Below are 17,080 nucleotides of genomic sequence, written 5' to 3' on the forward strand. Positions count from 1 at the left end.
AGCGACCGTGGTCGCACCGGCACCCGGCCCCGGCACCCGGCACCCGGCTCCTTCTCCGCCGCTCAGCGCATCGAGCGGAGCTTGGCGTCCATCCGTCCGGCCTCGTCGGGCAGGCCCAGGCGGCGCCACGTCGCGAGGGAGCGGTGGAAGTAGTGCCGCGCGGTCTGCTTGCGGCCGGTCGCGTCGTGCAACTCACCGAGCAGGCCGGCCACCCGGGCCTCGGCACGGCGGTCCCCGAGCTGCTGCTGGACGGCGAGTGCCCCGATCAACAGCGCCGACGCCTCACCGGCGTCGCCCTGCCGCAGGCACAGTTCCGCGATGCTCTGCTGCACGTATGCGGCGCAGTGCAGATCGGCCAGCTCGTCGAAGATGCCGAGGGCGCGCTCCAGCTCGCCACGCGCCGACTGCGATTCGCCACGCAGTTCGTGCAGTACGGCGACCCGGCGGCGCACCTGGGCCTCGCGGTGCCGGTCCCCGTCGGCACGGGACAGCTCCAGGGCCCCGCTCAGCCAGCCGGCCGCGGTCTCCGGGTCCTTGCGTTCCAGCCAGACGGAGGCGATCGCGTTGCGTGCCACCGCCTCCCCGTGCCGGTCGCCGGTCGCGGCGAAGTCCTGGAGCGCGGCGGTGAACGTCTCCAGCGCGGTACCGAGTTCACCCATGACCCGGTGGACCGAGCCGGACCCCACCGCGGCGACCGCCTCCCCCGTCCGGTGGCCGAGCTCGGCGAAGAGCGCCCTGGCCCGGTCGAAGGAGACGAGCGCGTCCGCGTACCGGTCCTGGTAGAGATGGAGCTGGCCGAGGTTGCGCAGCAGAGCCGCCGCCCTGATGTCGTCGTGACGGGGCATGGCGTCGAGCACGAGCCGGTGGGTCCGCAGCCAGTCCCCGTAGTAGCCGCGCATGTCGAAGAAGCCCGCCAGTTCGATCGCGAGGTCGGCGGCCCGGTCGGTCCGCCCGAGCCGGACGGCCGCGTCGACGGCGGCGACGAGGTTGCGGTGCTCACTCTCGAACCAGTCCACGGGACGGGCGCGCACCGTGGGGGCGACAGCGTGCGCCGGTCCGTCGGGCAGGCCCCGCTCGTCGGGCTCGCCCAGCACACCGAGGAAGCGGGTGGGCATGGCGGCGTTGGCGGTGCGGGCGAGGGCGATGAGCGCGTCTATGACGTGGAGACGGCGCCGTAACCGTATGTCCTGGTCGCCCGTCAAGGTCAGGCCCCGGGCGTAGGACCGCAGCAGATCGTGCATGCGGTAGCGGTTCAGCCCGAGATGGTCCCTGCCCACGACTTCGACGAGGTGTTCGTCCAACAGGGTCTCCAGACCTCCCGCGGTCTCGCTGTCGCACCCCGTCGCAACGGCGACGAGCCAGCCGGGGACCGCGTCGTCGGGCAGGTCGCCAAAGGTGCGGAAGGTGTGGGCGGCGGGCTCGGGCAGATGGCGGTAGCTGAGTTCGACACCGGCCCGCACCTCCAGCTCACCGGGGCGGACCGCCCCGAGGCGACCACGCTCGTCGCGCAGCGAGTCGGCCAGCGTGCCGACGCTCCAGCCGGGCCGGTTCACGAGCCGCGCGGCCGCGATCCGTACCGCCAGCGGCAGTGATCCGCACTCGGCGAGGACACGGTCGGCGTCGGCCCCCTCCCGGCGCAGCCGGTCCGCGCCGACAATGGCCCCGAAAAGGGCGCGGGCGTCGTCGTGCCGCATCAGCCCGAGCGCGCAGGCATACGCCGGCAGGCCGGGCATCCGGCGCCGCGAGCTGACCAGCACCGCCGAGCCGCCGGTGCCGGGGAGCAGCGGACTCACCTGTGCGCCGTCCACGGCGTCGTCGAGCACGATGAGGAATCGCCGCTGGGCGAGACGGGCACGGAACATCGCGGCGCGTTCGCCCGGTTCGCCGGGTATCGCACTGTCGATGACGCCCAGGCCACGCAGCATCTCGGCCAGGACGTCCACCGGCTCTCGGGGGCACTCGCTCGTTCCGGCCAGGTCGACGTAGAGCTGCCCGTCGGGGAACGCGTCACGCACCCGGTGGGCGACGTGCACGGCCAGCGTGGACTTGCCGGCACCAGGCGGCCCCGACACCGCCGCGACCACCGGCTGCCGCCCGGCGGTGGACAGCAGCTGCTCCAGGTCGGCGACCTCGACAGCGCGGCCGGTGAAGTCAGGTATGTCCATGGGCAGTTGGCAGACGGGAACGGCCATCGCCGCACGGCGGCGGCCGGCGTAACCGTTGACCTCGGCGCCGATGGCCCGCAGCGATTCGCTCGGCTCGATCCCGAGCTCGGCGGCGATCACCCGCTCCGCCTCGGCGTACGCGGACCGCGCCTCGGCGCTGCGGCCCGCGCCGTCGAGCGCGTGCACCAGCATCCGCCACAGGTCCTCCCGCAGGGGACTCTCGGTCAGCCGGGACCTCAGGCCGGAGACCAGATGGGCGTAGTCCCCCAGCCGGAGCCGCAACTCCAGACACTCGTCGGCCGCGACCGACCGCAGCCCCTCCATGCGCGTGATGGCCGGATCCCACACCACGCTGGAGGGCACGTCCTGGAGCACCCCGCCGCGCCACAGCCCCAGGGCCGATTCGTAGGCACGCAGTGCGGCGGCGTCCTCTCCGCGGGCGCGGGCGGCACGGGCCGCCGCGAGCTGCTGCTCGAAGAGCAGCATGTCCACTTCCCCGGGTACGGCGTCCAGAGAGTAACCGGAGGGCTCGGTACGCAGTCCCGCGACGGCGGCAGGGGGAAGCCGCTGCCGCAGCGTCCTTACGTAGGTGCGCACATTGGCGACCGCGGACCGAGGTGCGCCGCCGGGCCACAGGACCTCCGTCAGCAGATCCAGCGAGACGAAGCCGTTCGGCTGGAGCAGCAGGGTCGCCAGTACGGCGCGGGGCTTGGCCCCGCCGATCCGTACCGGAACACCCTGCGCCTTCACCTGGAGCGGCCCCAGGACCCCGAATGTCGGCTCCGCCACTGCAGGCCTCCGCGTTGTCGACAACTGCGGTGCAGCGTAACGATGTTCAAATCCTCTCGACATGAAATCCGGGTGACGACTCCCACCCGATTCGTGTCGCACTCGCCGCATCCAGACGGTGTACACGCCCGAATGACACTCGGGCCAGAGCTGGGGACGACGAAGGGCCGGACGGCCCCGTGACGAAGGACTCCGTCTCCTGCCTGTGAGCGGTGCCCGTCACCGATAGCCCGTCGCGTCCGACGGCTTGCCCGCGTCGACGACCTCGACCAGGTAGCGCCAGCAGTCAGGCCGCGACCCGTCGAGGTCGGTGAAGCCGTACTCCTGCGCCAGCTGCCCGCTGGACAGCGACTGACCGTTCCGGCTCGCGACACCGGCATCGCCGGCCAACGCCGCGACCGCGCGTCCGACGTACGACGGACTCTCGGAAACGCAGAAGTGCGGTACCTCGGTCAACGCGTCGCGCCAGTTGTCCTCGGTGACGCCGAACGCGTCGAGCATCATCTCCGAACGCATCCAGCCCGGAGTGAGCGCCACCGCCGTCCCGCCGTGCGGCTTCAGCTCGTGTGCCAGCACGAACGCCATGCGCAGCACGCTGTTCTTGACCAGGTCGTAGAAGTACGAGTTGCGGTAGCGCGTGCCGTTGTACGCGGACGTCCCGTCCGTCATCTCGACCACGAGTCCGCCCGGCCGACGCACCAGCAGTGGCAGCACGAAGTGGCTGGTGATCGCGTGGGTCTCCACACCCAGTCGGAGCAGACGTAGCCCGTTGTCGAGGTCGTGCTCCCACACCGGCTTGTCGAACGCGAACAACTGCTCTCCGCCCCAGACGTCGTTCACCAGCACGTCGAGCCGCCCCTGCTCGGCATCGATGCGCCCGGCCAGCGCACGGACCTGCTCGGGCACCAAGTGGTCGGTCGGCACCGCGATGCCGGTTCCGCCTGCGGCGGTGACAAGCTCCGCGGTCTCCTCGATCGTCTCGGAGCGGTCGTACTCCGAGCGCCGTTCCCGAGTCGTGCGGCCGGTGACGTAGACCGTCGCACCAGCCGCCCCGAGCTGGACGGCGATGCCCCGCCCGGCACCCCGTGTCGCACCCGCGACCAGCGCGATCTTCCCGTCTAGGTCCGGTGCCGATGTGTCGGGCGTGAATCCCATTGCGTTCCTCATCTGTTCGCACGGCCTGGTCCACGTCCGTCATCGACGCGGACCGGTGACACCATGCTCGGCCCGAAACCAGACACCTTGTGTCGTATTTTTCGCGGTTCTCACGGGAACATCCCTGCGGACCAGCCTTCGGGCTCCGCCCGACCCGCTACTCCCGTCCTGACACAGCGCCCAGGCGCGCGCCCCGGCTCTCCGCGATCCGGTGCACGTCGCGCAGAGCCTCGGCCATGCGCGCCACGACGTAGCGGAGTTGCGCGGAGGTGACCTGGCGGTCGTCCAGCATGTCGGCTGCGTGGGCGAGAAGATCGCCAGCCATCCCGAGCTGGACCCGCTCCACGTTGTCCGCGACCCGGGAGACGTCACCCGTCCCGTCACCGAGGACATAGCAGGGCTTTCCCTCCGGGCCGGCCCACGGCAGAAGCCGTGCCGCGCCGGACACCCGCCCGGTCATGCCGTCACCGTCGCACCGCAGGTCGGGCAGGGCCTGATGTCGATGCCGTACATCGCGAGCCACAGCCCTCGCTCCAGGACGGGTTCGGAGGTCACCCGTGCGGGAGGGGGAGGGAACCGGTACGTCGGCGGGGCAGGTCGCAGGAGGCGCAGCAGTGTCTCAAGGATCCGGATGATGCGGTGCAGCACGTCGTCAACTCCCTTGTGGTGAGGGGTGATGCCCATGGCTGTGCCCATGGGCCAGACCTGGGCGTCTGTCGCTGGGTAGCGATCCACTCACAGAGTGGGACGAGCCGGGCTAGGCTCGCCAGGGGGTCGTTGGTGACAAATGCTTCGTCACATGGGAGTTGACGTTGAGTAACAGCTATGGGGACTGGTTCAAGGAACAGCGCCTCGCCGCAGGGCTGACCCAACAGGAGCTGGCCGACGCGTCGGTCATGACCCGTTCGCACATCGCGCACATCGAAGCGGGCCGCCGCATCCCCTCGAAGGAGGACGCGCGACGGCTCGACAAGGCCCTGAACACGGGAAATGTACTGAGCAGCTTCCTGCCGGAAGACGACGCGGCTGTCGCCGACTACTTCGAGTCAGCTCGGCAGCTCGAACAGCAAGCGACAATGATCCGCGAGTTCGCGTACGCCTTTGTTCCAGGGATCCTCCAGACGGAAAGGTACGCGCGTGCGGTTCTGAGCGCGGCGTTCCCTCCTGTGAGTGAAGCGGAATGTGACAGGCTCGTTGTCACACGCCTCGACCGGGCAACCGTCCTCGACGATCCGGTGGCACCCGTCGTCTGGGCCCTGCTGGATGAGGGCGTACTGCATCGCACCGTCGGGTCCGCTGCGGTCATGGCCGAGCAGATCAGGCACATCGTCCGCCTGGCCGAGCAGCGACGGCTTCGTATCCATGTGGTGCCGTACGGCGTCGGGGCTTACCAGCTCCTGCAGAGCATGCTGACTCTGATGTGGTTCGAGGACCAGCCTCCTGTGGCGTACTCCGAGGGGCTCCACATGGGCAAGCTGCACGACTCCCCGGCCGTGGTCACGCGCCTCCAGAGCATCTACGATCTCGCAATGAGCGACGCACTGCCGTTGAAGGAGTCGCTCGACCTGCTGCGCGCGACAGCGAAGGGCTACGAATCCCATGACCAGGCACACCATTGAGGACGGTTCCGCACTGACCGGCTGGCGCGCGTCCTCCTACAGCAACACCGAAGGCGGCAGCTGCCTCGAAGTCGTGGACGGCCACCCCTCCGGCGTCCCCGTCCGCGACTCCAAGTCGCCCCAAGGCCCCGCCCTGGTGATCCCGGCCGCCGAGTGGTCGTCGTTCGTGTCCGCCGTCAAGGCCGGGCGCCTCTAACCCCCGTACACCGCCTGCGACTCCGCCAGTACGTCCGCGAAGTCCCGGGCGAGGACAGTCGATTCGTCCGGGGTGAGGGTCGCCGTGGTGACCCTCACCGCGGGCGGGGACGCGATGCGGAAGCGGGTGCCCGCCGCCGTCCACCAACCGCGTGTACGAAGCCCGTTGACGACGGCGGACTCGTCACGGACGGGCACCCACACGTTGATGCCGCTCGCGCCGTGGGAGGGGATGCCGTGCTGAGCGAGCGCGGCGCCCAGGGCCTCACGGCGGGTGGTGTACGTGTCGGCGGCCCCTGCCACCAGTCGGGTCACCGCCGGGTCGGTCAACAGGTCCGCCACCGTCGTCTGGAGGATGTGGCTGACCCATCCCGAGGTCAGCAGCAGCCGGCCGTCGTGGCGCGCGAGCGTGGCAGGGTCGCAGGCGAGGGCGGCCCAGCGCAGGTCGATGCCCAGGTGCTTGGACACGGTACGGACCTGGGCCCAGCGGCGCGGTCCGCCGGAGCTGAGGCTCACCGGGGGCGCGCCGGCGATGTCCGCGTTGTGGTCGTCCTCGATGACCAGTACGTCGGGGAAGTCGCCCAGCACTGACAGGAGTTCGTCCCTACGGCCGGGGGTGAAGCGCGCTCCGAGCGGGCTCTGGCCCCGGGGGCTGCACACGAGCGCGCGGGCTCCTGCCCGCAGGGCCGCGCGGAGCGCCTCGGGGCGGATGCCCTCGTCGTCGACCGTCACCGGCAGCATGCGCAGTGCCAGCGCGGGGATCAGGTCGAGGAGGTGGTGGAAGCCGGGGTCCTCGACGGCAACGGCGTCACCGGGCTTGAGCTCGGTGGACAGCAGCCTCCCGATGCAGTCCAGCGCCCCGTGGGCGAACGTCACCGATCCGGTGGGCACGCCGTCGCGGGCGAACCAGGCGCGGGCCGCCTCTTCCAGTGCGGGCAGCCGCGGGGAGGCCCGGTGGGATCCGGGCACGGGCTCCACCCGGGCGGGCGGGGTCAGCACCGGGAGGCAGGCCGGATCGGGGTGCCCGCCCGCCAGGTCGCGCAGCCCGGACGGCACCCGGGGAGGGCGCCGCGAGGTGACGGCGGGGGCGGACGCCACCACCGTGCCGCCGCGCCCCAGGGTCATCACGACCCCGCGCCCGCGCAGCTCCTTGTACGCGGCGGCCACCGTCCCCGCGCTCACACCCAGCGCCTCGGCGAGCCGGCGCACCGGGGGCAGCGAGGAGCCCGGCCCCAGCGTGCCGTCGGCCACGCGGCTTTCGACCGAAGCGGAAATCTCTCTGGCTGTACCGCCCGTGATCCCATATTGTTCTGCCACAGCACAGAGTTTGTACCGATACAAAAAGCTTGTCAAGGGGGATCCTGATGCTGCCCACACCGAGCCGCGTCCCGTCCGTCCGGCGGTTCTCCGTCCCGGGCGGCCGGGACGGGCGCCTGATGCTGGTGGTCGCGATCATCGACAAGGTCGGTACCGGCCTGTGGATGGGTGTGGCGACGCTCTACTTCGTCTACGTCACCCATCTGTCGGTCGCTCAGATCGGCATGCTGCTGGGCGTGTCCGGCGTCCTGGGCATCGCCGGGCCCCCGCTCGCCGGGCGGCTGGCCGACCGCTTTCCCGTCACCCGTCTCCTGGTCGCCGCCCAACTGGTGCGGGGCGCGGCCCTGGTGGCGCTGCTGACCACGCACGACTTCGCGCTGCTGGTCCTGTACTCGGCACTGGGAGCGCTGCCCGACCGTGCGTCGAGTGTGCTGACCAAGCTGTTCGCCGCGCGGGTGGCCGGCCCGCAGCGCGTGCGCTACCAGGCGATCCAGCGCACCGCGGTGAACATCGGATGGGCTGTCGGAGGTACGGGAGCCGCCGCCGTACTCACGGTGGGCACCGTCGCCGCGTATCAGGTGCTGCTGCTCGCCAACGCCGCGTCCTACCTGGTCATGGCTGTCCTGACGCTGCGGTGCACGGAGCCGCCGGCCCCCGGCCGGGTCGTCATGGGGAAGGGCGGTACGACCGACAGGGCCCTTCCGGTCGCGCGGACCGAGGTGCCGACGCCTTGGCGTGACCGCCGCTATCTCTCGTTCACGGTTACGGAGATCTGGCTGTTCCTGGACGACAGCGTGCTCCAGGTCGGATTCCCGCTGTGGATCGTCCACGCCACCGACGCCCCGGTCGGGCTGGCACCGATCGTCCTCGTACTCAACAGCGTTCTGGTGATCGCCCTCCAGGTTCCCCTGTCGCGCTTCGGGGAGACCCGGGCCGCCGCCCGCCGGCTGCTCGTCCCGATCGGCGCCGCCTTCCTCACCGGAGGGGCGGCGCTCGCCGTCTCGGCCACCGGCGGGCCCTGGTTCGCCACCGCCGCCGTACTCGTCGCGGCCGTCGCCTTCACCCTGGCGGAGATCCTGCACTCCCTCTCCTCCTGGGAACTCTCCGTCGCCCTCGCTCCCGGTGAGGCACAGGGCGCCTACCTCGGTGTGCACGGCCTGGCCCAGTCGGCGCAGCGCAGTCTGGGGCCGGTCGTCGTCGGAGTCGCCGTGAGCGTGGGGCCGTCGGCCTGGCCGGTGCTCGGCGCCACGCTCGCGCTGGCCTGCCTGGCCCAGCACCGGCTGGTCCGCCCGTCCACCGCACGGGCGGCATCGGGCGCGCCCACGGTACGGACACCGCCGGACACCGCGCGGCCGGCCGGAGCGGTGCGGCCCGATGGATCCTGAACGCCCCGGCCCACGAGGGGTCCCGGGCTCGTTGATGCTCCTACTGCTGTCAGTGCCGCCTGGCAAGATCGAAAGCATGACCAGCAGCACCGGAACTCCCGTCCCGCTCCCGGCCGATCACCGCGTCTCGGAGACGTACGCCGACCGGGCGCGCGCTCAGGTTCCGGCTGTCGAAGCCGCCGACGGGGTGGGGCCCGATCTCACCGGCCTGCTGTGAGCCGGCCGCTCACCCGTGGGGACGTGCCGGGATGCCACCGGTCGGCGCAGGCCTCAGAGCCATCCTCACGAGCGTGCCCCCCTCGTTGATCAGCAGGTCCGGCACGTGGTCCTCGTAGAACCGGATCTGCCCGATGACGCCCTCGGTGCCGGAGTGGAGTGCCAGCCGCTCCAGCAGCGGGTCCAGATCGGGCAGGAGCTGGGCATGGATCTCCTGCCTCGCGGTCAGGGACCAGCCGTCGCCCGTGCGGGCGATCTCTCCCACCAGGAGCCCACCGATGCGCCCCGCAGGCCCCCGCTCGGCGAGCAGGGGTTCGACGTCGTGCGACTCGTCCTGCCCGCCCGGATGCGCCCCGAGGTGCCGGCGAAGGTCGTCCAGCACGGCGCCCGGCACGGAAGCCCGGAGGTCGAGCGCGAGATCCACTGCGTACACATCACCCATTCCCTCAGCTTAGAGGCCCGGCGCGGGCCTGCCGAAAAGGCGAGGCGCAGACGGAGAACTCTTGTGAGGATGAAGGCACTTCCACCCAGGAGGACCTGTACGCCATGCCCCGTACCGTTACCCTGATCCGCTCCGCCCACCTGTCCGACGTCGCCGAGTACGCCTACGCGGCCACGGCACCCGCCGACGCACGGCTGGTCTTCCTCGCCGGGGCGTGCCCGCTGGACGAGGACGGCTCGACGGCGGCGGTCGGGGACTACGCGGGCCAGGCGGCGAAGGCCTTCGAGAACATGCGGACCGCTCTCGCCGCCGCGGACGCGTCCCTGGAGGACGTCGTCAGTACGAGGGTGCTCGTCGCGTCCGCGCGGCGCGAGGACCTGGTGACCGCCTGGGACGTGGTCCGGGCGGCGTTCGGTGACCATGACGCCCCGAGTACGTTGCTGGGCGTCACCGTGCTCGGCTACCCCGACCAGCTCGTGGAGATCGAAGCCGTCGCCGCGGTGCTCGACGAGGTGACGCCGTGCCCCGCGGCCTGATGCCGCTCCCGCGTCCCGTCACCATTCCCTGGTGGCGATCAGCTCCTCCACGTCCGCGTCCGCGAACCCGTACGCCGTCGCGATGACCCAGAAGTCCTCGGCTATCTCCTCGCGGGCGACCGTCTCGATCTCGCTCCCGGCAGCCTCGAACTCCGCCTCCAGGAGGTTGAACTCGTCGGTCGCCGCCGTCGTCAGCACGTACAACGCCGCCAGATCGGCGGGGGGTTCGGCCTCGATCCGCTCGCAGAGCCGGACCAGGACGGCCTTGCCCTTGTCGACGACGTGGTCGGGGAAGTAGCCGTCCGTGTACAGCCCCCGCAGGAACGCGTACTCCGTCATGTGCTGGTTCGTGATCGCCACGGCGATCCCCCTCCGCTCGGTGCTCCGTCAGCCCGATGCTGCACCACACCACTGACAACACCCTGCGAACGCACCGCCGAACACCCCGCGCACGCCACTTCCACGCCGGGGTACGCAGGCGCGCCCAGGCCTGTTCCGTAGACCTCGCGCGCCCTCCTTCTGGTCCTGTCTGCGCAGGTCACAGCCGTGCCACGCTGCTGGCGACCAGGCACGACACCCGGTCACCGAACAGCGAAAGGGCTCCATCGTGAACCGCATCACCGCACTCGCCGCCACCGCGATCGTCCTGGCCTTCGGGCTGGGCACCGGGCCCGTGTCGGCCACCGACGCCGGCAGGCCCACCGTCTCGGCGGCGGCCGCGCCGAGCGCCGCGTTCACCCGGTGCACGCACGGGTACTTCTGCGCCTTCGACGGATGGAACGGCGAGGGGACCCGCTGTCAGTGGACGGCCGCCGAGATGCGGAACACCGCCGACAACTGCTCGTTCGTCCGGGAGGGAAGGAACGTCCTGTCCGTGTGGAACAAGACCGAGCACCGCGTGCAGTACTACACGCAGACCAACTTCAACTCACGGGTCGGTTCCACGCCGGCCGGACAGGGCGGCAACCTCCAGGGGAACTACCAGATCCGCTCGTTCAAGCCCCAGTAGGCGCGGTTCCCGGGCCCCCGTCCCGTTCCCCGGGGGCCCGGCCCTCACGCACACGCCGCACGCCCCCATGACACACGCCCCGCACAGGCCTGCACACGCCCCGCCCGGTGCACGCCGGTGCGGGGCCCTGCGCACCGGGCTCGGCTCACTGCACGCGCGTGGGCGCCGCCGAGCCGTCGTCATCGTCGTCGTCCTCGCCCGGGACGTGGACGTCGAAGAAGTTGATGTTGATCTCGACGACCTCCAGACCGGTCATCGTCTCCACCGCGTCCGTGACGCGGCCCCTGATCCGGTCGGCGAGTTCATGGATCGGTACGCCGTAGTCGACCTTGATGTCGACATCGATCGCCGTCTGCTTCTTGCCCACTTCCACCTTGACGGAGCGCTCACCGCCGGAGGACCCGGGTATCCGCCCCGCGACAGCGCCCAGCGCCTTGGACGCGCCCCGGCCCACCGAATACACGCCGTCCGTCTCACGGATGGCGATTCCGGCGATGGTGGCCACCACGTTGTCGGCGATCGTGGTCCTGCCGCGCACGGCGCCTCCCCCGCTCCTGCCTGTCGTTGAACTCCCGCCCAGGGACTCGACATCAACCATGGCTGCCTCACAGAGGGTTGTTGCGGCAAGGCGGCTCTCCTCCTCGCCGGCTCCTCATCTCACTGTGCGCCCGCCCTCCGCCCACCGCCATCGGGGTATACGCAGCGCTCACCCCCGGAAACCCTCCGCCACGGAAGCGAGGCGGTGGGGCGAACCGGCGGAGCGCCGCAGCAGCGGGCGTGCTGCGTATCACCCTGGACAGCCACCGTGACTCCCGGGTAACTTTTGACCAGGACTGAGCAAGCGCTTAGCCAGACCCCGCCCGATGCTGAAGCCCACTGAGGAGGCACTCCGTGCGCCGTACGGTTTACAACGAGGACCACGAGGCGTTCCGGGAGACCATCCGCGCCTTCATCGAGGCCGAGGTCGTCCCCGTCTACGACGAGTGGTTCGCGGCGGGTCAGGCACCTCGCGACTTCTACTACAAGCTCGCCGAGCTGGGCATCTTCGGCATCGAGGTGCCGGAGGAGTACGGCGGCGCGGGCGAGGAGTCCTTCAAGTTCGAAGCGGTCCTCTACGAGGAGACCGCGCGCGCGGGCATCTCCTTCGGCGGCTCCGGGGTCCACGTCCTGCTCTGCCTGCCGTACCTCAAGGCGTACGCCACCGAGGAGCAGAAGAAGCGCTGGCTGCCCGACTTCGTCAGCGGCAAGAGCATGTACGCGATAGCCATGACCGAGCCGGGCACCGGTTCGGACCTGGCCGGCATGAAGACGACGGCCAAGCTCTCCGAGGACGGCACGCACTACGTCCTGAACGGCGCGAAGACGTTCATCACCGGTGGTGTCCACGCCGACAAGGTCATCGTCTGCGCCCGTACGGACGCCCCCAAGGCCGACGACCGCCGCCACGGCATCTCGCTCCTGGTCGTCGACACCAAGTCCGAGGGCTACTCGGTCGGCCGCAAGCTCGACAAGCTGGGCCTGAAGGTCTCCGACACCGCCGAGCTGGCCTTCGTCGACGTCAAGGTGCCCGTCGACGACCTGCTGGGCGAGGAGAACAAGGGCTTCTCCTACCTCGGTCAGAACCTCCCGCAGGAGCGCCTGGGCATCGCCGTCGGCGCGTACGCGCAGGCCGCCGCCGCCGTGCGGTTCGCCCAGCAGTACACGCAGGACCGCACGGTCTTCGGCAAGACCGTCGCATCCTTCCAGAACACCAAGTTCGAGCTGGCCGCCTGCAAGGCCGAGGTCGACGCGGCCGAGGCCGTCTGCGACCGCGCGATCGAGGCCCTGGACGCCGGCGAGCTCACCCCCGCCGAGGCCGCCTCGGCGAAGCTGTTCTGCACCGAGGTCGCGCACCGCGTGATCGACCGCTGCCTCCAGCTGCACGGCGGCTACGGCTTCATGAACGAGTACCCGATCGCCCGTCTCTACACGGACAACCGGGTCAACCGCATCTACGGCGGCACCAGCGAGGTCATGAAGTCGATCATCGCCAAGTCCATGGGCCTGTAAGAGCGGCTACGTTCTCCTCCATGAGCGCAGCACTTGAATCCCTGCTCGATCTGCTCGACCTGGAGCGGATCGAGCAGGACATCTTCCGGGGCATGAGCCGCAGCGCGGTCGTGCCCCGGGTCTTCGGCGGCCAGGTCGCGGCACAGGCCCTGGTCGCCGCGGGCCGCACGGTCCCGTCCGCAGCCCCCGGCACGTCGGGAGGCCCCGGTGCGTCCGGGGCCGGACAGACGCCGTCGGCCCACTCCCTGCACGCGTACTTCCTGCGCCCCGGGGATCCGGGCGCGCCGATCGTCTACACCGTGGACCGTATCCGGGACGGGCGGTCCTTCACCACCCGGCGGGTCGTCGCGGTCCAGCACGGCAAGCCGATCTTCCACCTCTCGGCGTCCTTCCAGGTGCACGAGGAGGGCATGGACCACCAGGCGCCCATGCCGTACGCCCCTGATCCGGAGACGCTGCCCACGGCCGCGGAGATGCTGCCCAGGTACGCGGACCGCTTCGCCGATCCGCGCATGGTGGACCGGCTGCTGGAGGCGCGGGCCGCCGTCGATCTGCGGTACGTGGACGCCCCGCCGTTCGCCACCGCCGGTGAACCGCGCGAGCCGCGCTCCCAGGTCTGGTTCCGGACGCACGGCAAGCTGGCGGACGACCCGCTGCTGCACGTGTGCATGGCGACGTACGTCTCCGACATGACCCTGCTCGACTCCGTGCTGCTCGCCCACGGGCGCGGCGGCTGGGCCGTAGGTGACGTGGTGGGGGCCAGCCTGGACCACGCGATGTGGTTCCACCGGCCCTTCCGGGCGGACGAATGGCTGCTGTACGACCAGGAGTCACCCTCGGCGTCGGGCGGGCGCGGTCTCGGCCAGGCCAGGATCTACACGGCGGACGGACAGCTGGCCATCACGGTCATCCAGGAAGGTGTGGTCCGCGTCCCCCGGGACTGAAGCCCCGTATGCGGACATACTCCCCACCATGAGTGACGAGAAGAGCACGGGCGGGGAGTCCAGGTTCACCGTTGCCGTCGCGGCCGCCGCCAACCTCGGCATCGCCGCGGCGAAGCTGGTGGCGGGCCTGATCAGCGGTTCGAGCGCGATGCTCTCGGAGGCCGCGCACTCGGTCGCCGACACCGTCACCGAGGTCATGCTGCTGACCGCGCTCAGACGCGGCGGGAAACCCGCCGACGAGGAACACCCCCTCGGGTACGGCGCCGAACGGTACATCTGGGCGATGCTCGCCTCCGTCGCGACCTTCGTCGGCGGCGCGGTCTTCTCGCTGTACGACGGCATCCACACACTGACGCAGGGGGAGGAACTCGGCGACCCGCTCGTCTCGTACCTCGTGCTCGGTGTCGCGTTCCTGCTGGAGGGCTACTCGCTGCGCACGGGGGTCCGGCAGGTGCGGCGCGCGGCGGCCGGGCTGGGCGTGGGGGCGCCGCACTATCTGCGCCGCACCTCCGACACCGCCGTCAAGGCCGTGGTGATGGAGGACTCGGCCGCCCTCGTCGGGCTGCTGCTGGCCGCCGGCGGGCTGCTCGGCGGCCAGCTGTCCGGTTCCGGGGTGTGGGACGGCATCGCGTCCGTCCTCATCGGGATCCTGCTGGTGTACGTGGCCTGGGTGCTCGGCCGGTCCAACGCCCAGCTCCTGATCGGGCGCCCGCTGCCGGAGGCGGTGCGGGCCGGGGTGCGGGAGGAACTGCTCTCCGTCCCGCACATCATCGACGTACTGGAGCTGACGACGCTCATCCAGGGTCCGGACGAGACCCTGATCGCGGCGAAGATCGACTTCCGGGACGTGGCGAGCGCGGAGCAGGTCGAGTGGGCGTGCGAGGAGGCCGAGCAGCAGCTGCGGGAGCGCTACCCCGCGATCCGCCGGGTCTACCTCGACCCGACACCGGGCCTCGGCCGACGGCGCCGGGCCGCAGGTGGCTAGCCGGCCCCGGCGACGTACCGCGGGATGTCAGCCCAGGCCTGCGAAGAACTCCCGTACGTCGCCGATCAGAAGCTCCGGCTGCTCCAGGGAGAGGAAGTTGCCGCCGCGCTCGAACTCGGTCCAGCGCACCACGTGGTGGTCGCGCTCGGCGAATCGGCGGATCGCCACGTCGGAGGGCAGGGCGACGGCGACCGCGGTGGGTACGGTGCCGCGCTCCTTGGGCGCCCAGGCGCTCGGGTCGTGGGCCGTCTCGTAGTACAGGTGGGCCGAGGAACCCGCCGTACCGGTGAACCAGTACACGCTGATGCTGGTCAGCAGGGTGTCGCGGTCCACCGCGTCCTCGGGGAGTTCGCTCGCGGTGTCCGTCCACTCCTTGAACTTCTCGACGATCCAGGCGAGCTGGCCGACGGGTGAGTCGTTCAGCCCGTACGCCACGGTGTCGGGCCGGGTGGACTGGATGGCGTTGAAGCCCATCTTGTCGTCGCGGAACCGCTGCAGCCGCTCCAGCCGGGTCTGCTCACCCTCCGTGAGCCCGGAGAAGTCGGCGGGGTCCTCGGACGGGAAGGTGACCAGGCCGTTGACGTGGATGCCCACCACGTCCGCGGGGGCGATCCGGCCCATCTCGCCCGCGATCCAGGCGCCGCCGCCGTTGCCCTGGACTCCGTAACGGTCGTAGCCGAGGCGGGCCATGAGGGTGGTGAACGCCCCGGCGATCCGGCCGGTGTTCCAGCCGGCCGAGGAGAGCGGTCCGGAGAAGGCGACCCCGGGCGTGGAGGTGACCACGACGTGGAAGTCGCGCGACAGCGGCTCGATGACGTCGACGAACTGGACGAACGACCCCGGCCAGTCGTGGATCAGCAGCAGCGGCGTCGCGTCGGCGTTGTCCGAGCGGACATGTACGAAGTGGATGTCCTGGCCGTCGATCCCGGTGACGTACTGCGGGAATTGGTTCAGCCGTGTCTCTGCCTTCCGCCAGTCGAAGCCGTCGGCCCAGTACGCGGCGAGCTCCTTCAGATAGCCGGCCGGCACACCGCGCGACCAGTCGTCCAGGCCCCGCACACCGGTGTTCCAGCGGGTGCGGGAGAGACGGTGCCGGAGGTCGTCGACGTCGGCCTGCGGGATCTCGACCCGGAAGGGGCGGACGGACGTGTCTGCGGTGTTGCTGCTGTTCTCCATGAATGGAATCCTAGGATCGATATAGGCACGGTTCATTCCTAGAGGGGCGGCAGGCTGCGGACCATGCTGGAAACCTCCGCACGGCTGCTGCGGCTCCTGTCCCTTCTGCAGTCACCCCGCTCATGGCCGGGGACGGAACTCGCCGAGCGGCTCGGCGTGAGCGGCCGGACCGTGCGCAACGACATCGAGCGGCTGCGCACGCTCGGCTACCCGGTGGACGCCACCCGCGGATCGACGGGCGGCTACCGGCTGGCCGCCGGAAGCGCCATGCCCCCGCTGCTCCTCGACGACGACGAGGCGGTCGCGGTCACGGTCGCCGTGCGCAATGTGGCACAGAGCGCCATGGCCGGAATGGAGGAGACCTCGCTCCAGGCTCTGGCCAAGCTGGAGCAGGTGCTGCCGGCCCGGCTGCGCCGACGCGTGCGGACGCTCCAGAGGTACGCCGTGCCGGTGCCCGCCGACCGGCCCACCCCCGCCGTGGACACCGACCTGCTGATGACGCTGACGGCGGCCTGCCGCGATCACGAGCGGCTGCGTCTCGACTACAGCGACCACGCGGGGGCGGTCACCCGGCGGCTCGTGGAGCCCCAGCGCGTCGTCAACTGGGGCCGCCGCTGGTACCTGGTGGCCTGGGACGTCGACCGGGACGACTGGCGGACCTTCCGCACGGACCGGATGACCCCGCGCACCCCGGCGGGCCCGCGCTTCGCCCCGCGCGCGGACCCGCAGGGCGACGCGGCCGCGTACGTCGCGGGCAAGGCGTCGGCCGCGGCCTGGCGCCACCGGGCCCGGGTGACGGTGCACGCGCCCGCGGACGCGGTGCTGGAGCGCGTCAGCCCCGCGGTGGGTTCGGTGGAGGTCGTCGACGGGACGACGTGCGTCCTGGACACCGGGGCAGACTCGCTGGACAGCCTCGCCGTGCACCTGGGCATGCTCGGCTTCGACTTCACCGTGACGGAGCCGCCCGAGCTCGTCGCGCACCTGCGGGAGCTGGCGGCCCGCTACGCCCGGTCCACGGATCAGAGCGGTCCGGCAGCGCCCAGCGGGCAGGACGGATCAGAGCGGTCGGCCGCGTCCGGCGGGTCGACGGATCAGAGC

At 71.0% G+C, this 17,080-nt stretch carries 18 protein-coding genes and 1 pseudogene; 10 read left to right on the forward strand and 9 right to left on the reverse strand.

The window, feature by feature from the left end; all coding sequences use genetic code 11:
• Window positions 1-62: 62 nt before the first annotated feature.
• The 4 genes from OG524_RS12815 to OG524_RS12830 all read right to left on the reverse strand — a co-directional run bounded on the left by OG524_RS12815 (window position 63) and on the right by OG524_RS12830 (window position 4,805).
• Complete coding sequence (locus tag OG524_RS12815) at window positions 63-2,954, reverse strand: AfsR/SARP family transcriptional regulator (protein ID WP_405810267.1); 2,892 nt, start codon at window positions 2,952-2,954, stop codon at window positions 63-65.
• A 219-nt stretch (window positions 2,955-3,173) separates the two neighbouring features.
• Complete coding sequence (locus OG524_RS12820) at window positions 3,174-4,109, reverse strand: SDR family oxidoreductase (RefSeq protein ID WP_405390724.1); 936 nt, start codon at window positions 4,107-4,109, stop codon at window positions 3,174-3,176.
• A gap of 157 nt (window positions 4,110-4,266) precedes the next feature.
• The gene (locus tag OG524_RS12825) at window positions 4,267-4,569 is read right to left on the reverse strand and encodes a hypothetical protein (protein ID WP_405810269.1); all 303 of its coding nucleotides are present in this window, start codon (window positions 4,567-4,569) and stop codon (window positions 4,267-4,269) included.
• Complete coding sequence (locus tag OG524_RS12830) at window positions 4,566-4,805, reverse strand: hypothetical protein (protein WP_405810271.1); 240 nt, start codon at window positions 4,803-4,805, stop codon at window positions 4,566-4,568. Before OG524_RS12830 ends, OG524_RS12825 begins: the two co-directional genes overlap by 4 nt.
• Window positions 4,806-4,921: 116 nt before the next feature.
• Here OG524_RS12830 and OG524_RS12835 point away from each other — a divergent pair, with 116 nt between their 5' ends.
• Window positions 4,922-5,728: a helix-turn-helix domain-containing protein gene (locus tag OG524_RS12835; RefSeq protein WP_405390721.1), complete on the forward strand. Its 807-nt coding sequence runs from the start codon at window positions 4,922-4,924 to the stop codon at window positions 5,726-5,728.
• Window positions 5,709-5,924 (forward strand): DUF397 domain-containing protein, encoded by a 216-nt coding sequence (locus OG524_RS12840; protein ID WP_405390720.1) that lies wholly within the window; start codon window positions 5,709-5,711, stop codon window positions 5,922-5,924. The genes OG524_RS12835 and OG524_RS12840 overlap by 20 nt, the downstream gene beginning before the upstream one ends.
• Here OG524_RS12840 and OG524_RS12845 read toward each other — a convergent pair.
• Window positions 5,921-7,240, reverse strand: coding sequence for a GntR family transcriptional regulator (locus OG524_RS12845; RefSeq protein ID WP_405810274.1), 1,320 nt, complete (start codon window positions 7,238-7,240; stop codon window positions 5,921-5,923). The genes OG524_RS12840 and OG524_RS12845 overlap by 4 nt on opposite strands.
• Window positions 7,241-7,287: 47 nt before the next feature.
• Here OG524_RS12845 and OG524_RS12850 point away from each other — a divergent pair, with 47 nt between their 5' ends.
• Window positions 7,288-8,625, forward strand: a complete 1,338-nt coding sequence (locus tag OG524_RS12850; RefSeq protein WP_405810276.1) for an MFS transporter — start codon at window positions 7,288-7,290, stop codon at window positions 8,623-8,625.
• Window positions 8,626-8,701: 76 nt separating this feature from the next.
• Window positions 8,702-8,842, forward strand: coding sequence for a hypothetical protein (locus OG524_RS12855; RefSeq protein ID WP_405390716.1), 141 nt, complete (start codon window positions 8,702-8,704; stop codon window positions 8,840-8,842).
• A gap of 9 nt (window positions 8,843-8,851) precedes the next feature.
• On the opposite strand, the gene OG524_RS12860 is transcribed toward OG524_RS12855, so the two are convergent.
• Complete coding sequence (locus OG524_RS12860) at window positions 8,852-9,283, reverse strand: hypothetical protein (protein WP_405390714.1); 432 nt, start codon at window positions 9,281-9,283, stop codon at window positions 8,852-8,854.
• Window positions 9,284-9,387: 104 nt separating this feature from the next.
• On the opposite strand from OG524_RS12860, the gene OG524_RS12865 reads away from it, so the two are divergent.
• Entirely contained in the window at window positions 9,388-9,819 is a 432-nt protein-coding gene (locus OG524_RS12865) for a RidA family protein (protein WP_405390712.1), read from the forward strand.
• Window positions 9,820-9,837: 18 nt separating this feature from the next.
• Here the strand turns inward: OG524_RS12865 and OG524_RS12870 are convergent, their stop codons facing one another.
• Window positions 9,838-10,158, reverse strand: a complete 321-nt coding sequence (locus tag OG524_RS12870; protein WP_405393210.1) for a DUF5713 family protein — start codon at window positions 10,156-10,158, stop codon at window positions 9,838-9,840.
• 268 nt (window positions 10,159-10,426) lie between these two features.
• On the opposite strand from OG524_RS12870, the gene OG524_RS12875 reads away from it, so the two are divergent.
• The gene (locus tag OG524_RS12875; protein ID WP_405810279.1) at window positions 10,427-10,828 is read left to right on the forward strand and encodes a peptidase inhibitor family I36 protein; all 402 of its coding nucleotides are present in this window, start codon (window positions 10,427-10,429) and stop codon (window positions 10,826-10,828) included.
• A 145-nt stretch (window positions 10,829-10,973) separates the two neighbouring features.
• Here the strand turns inward: OG524_RS12875 and OG524_RS12880 are convergent, their stop codons facing one another.
• On the reverse strand, window positions 10,974-11,426 hold the full coding sequence (locus OG524_RS12880) for an Asp23/Gls24 family envelope stress response protein (protein WP_405390710.1): 453 nt from the start codon (window positions 11,424-11,426) through the stop codon (window positions 10,974-10,976).
• 293 nt (window positions 11,427-11,719) lie between these two features.
• On the opposite strand from OG524_RS12880, the gene OG524_RS12885 reads away from it, so the two are divergent.
• Genes OG524_RS12885 through OG524_RS12895 form a run of 3 tightly spaced genes read left to right on the forward strand, consistent with a single transcriptional unit; the run spans window position 11,720 to window position 14,806 of the window.
• Window positions 11,720-12,877 (forward strand): acyl-CoA dehydrogenase family protein, encoded by a 1,158-nt coding sequence (locus OG524_RS12885; RefSeq protein ID WP_031092198.1) that lies wholly within the window; start codon window positions 11,720-11,722, stop codon window positions 12,875-12,877.
• A 20-nt stretch (window positions 12,878-12,897) separates the two neighbouring features.
• A complete protein-coding gene (locus OG524_RS12890; RefSeq protein WP_405390708.1) occupies window positions 12,898-13,821 on the forward strand; it encodes an acyl-CoA thioesterase in 924 nt (307 codons plus the stop codon).
• A 28-nt stretch (window positions 13,822-13,849) separates the two neighbouring features.
• On the forward strand, window positions 13,850-14,806 hold the full coding sequence (locus tag OG524_RS12895) for a cation diffusion facilitator family transporter (protein WP_405810282.1): 957 nt from the start codon (window positions 13,850-13,852) through the stop codon (window positions 14,804-14,806).
• A 27-nt stretch (window positions 14,807-14,833) separates the two neighbouring features.
• On the opposite strand, the gene OG524_RS12900 is transcribed toward OG524_RS12895, so the two are convergent.
• Window positions 14,834-15,982 (reverse strand): epoxide hydrolase family protein, encoded by a 1,149-nt coding sequence (locus OG524_RS12900; RefSeq protein ID WP_405390705.1) that lies wholly within the window; start codon window positions 15,980-15,982, stop codon window positions 14,834-14,836.
• A 63-nt stretch (window positions 15,983-16,045) separates the two neighbouring features.
• Between OG524_RS12900 and OG524_RS12905 the strand changes: the two are divergent.
• A pseudogene (locus OG524_RS12905) lies at window positions 16,046-17,017 on the forward strand (helix-turn-helix transcriptional regulator); the annotation flags it as partial.
• Between the last annotated feature and the right edge of the window lie 63 nt (window positions 17,018-17,080).

The organism is Streptomyces sp. NBC_01520 (genome assembly GCF_045040375.1).
GTDB lineage: Bacteria > Actinomycetota > Actinomycetes > Streptomycetales > Streptomycetaceae > Streptomyces.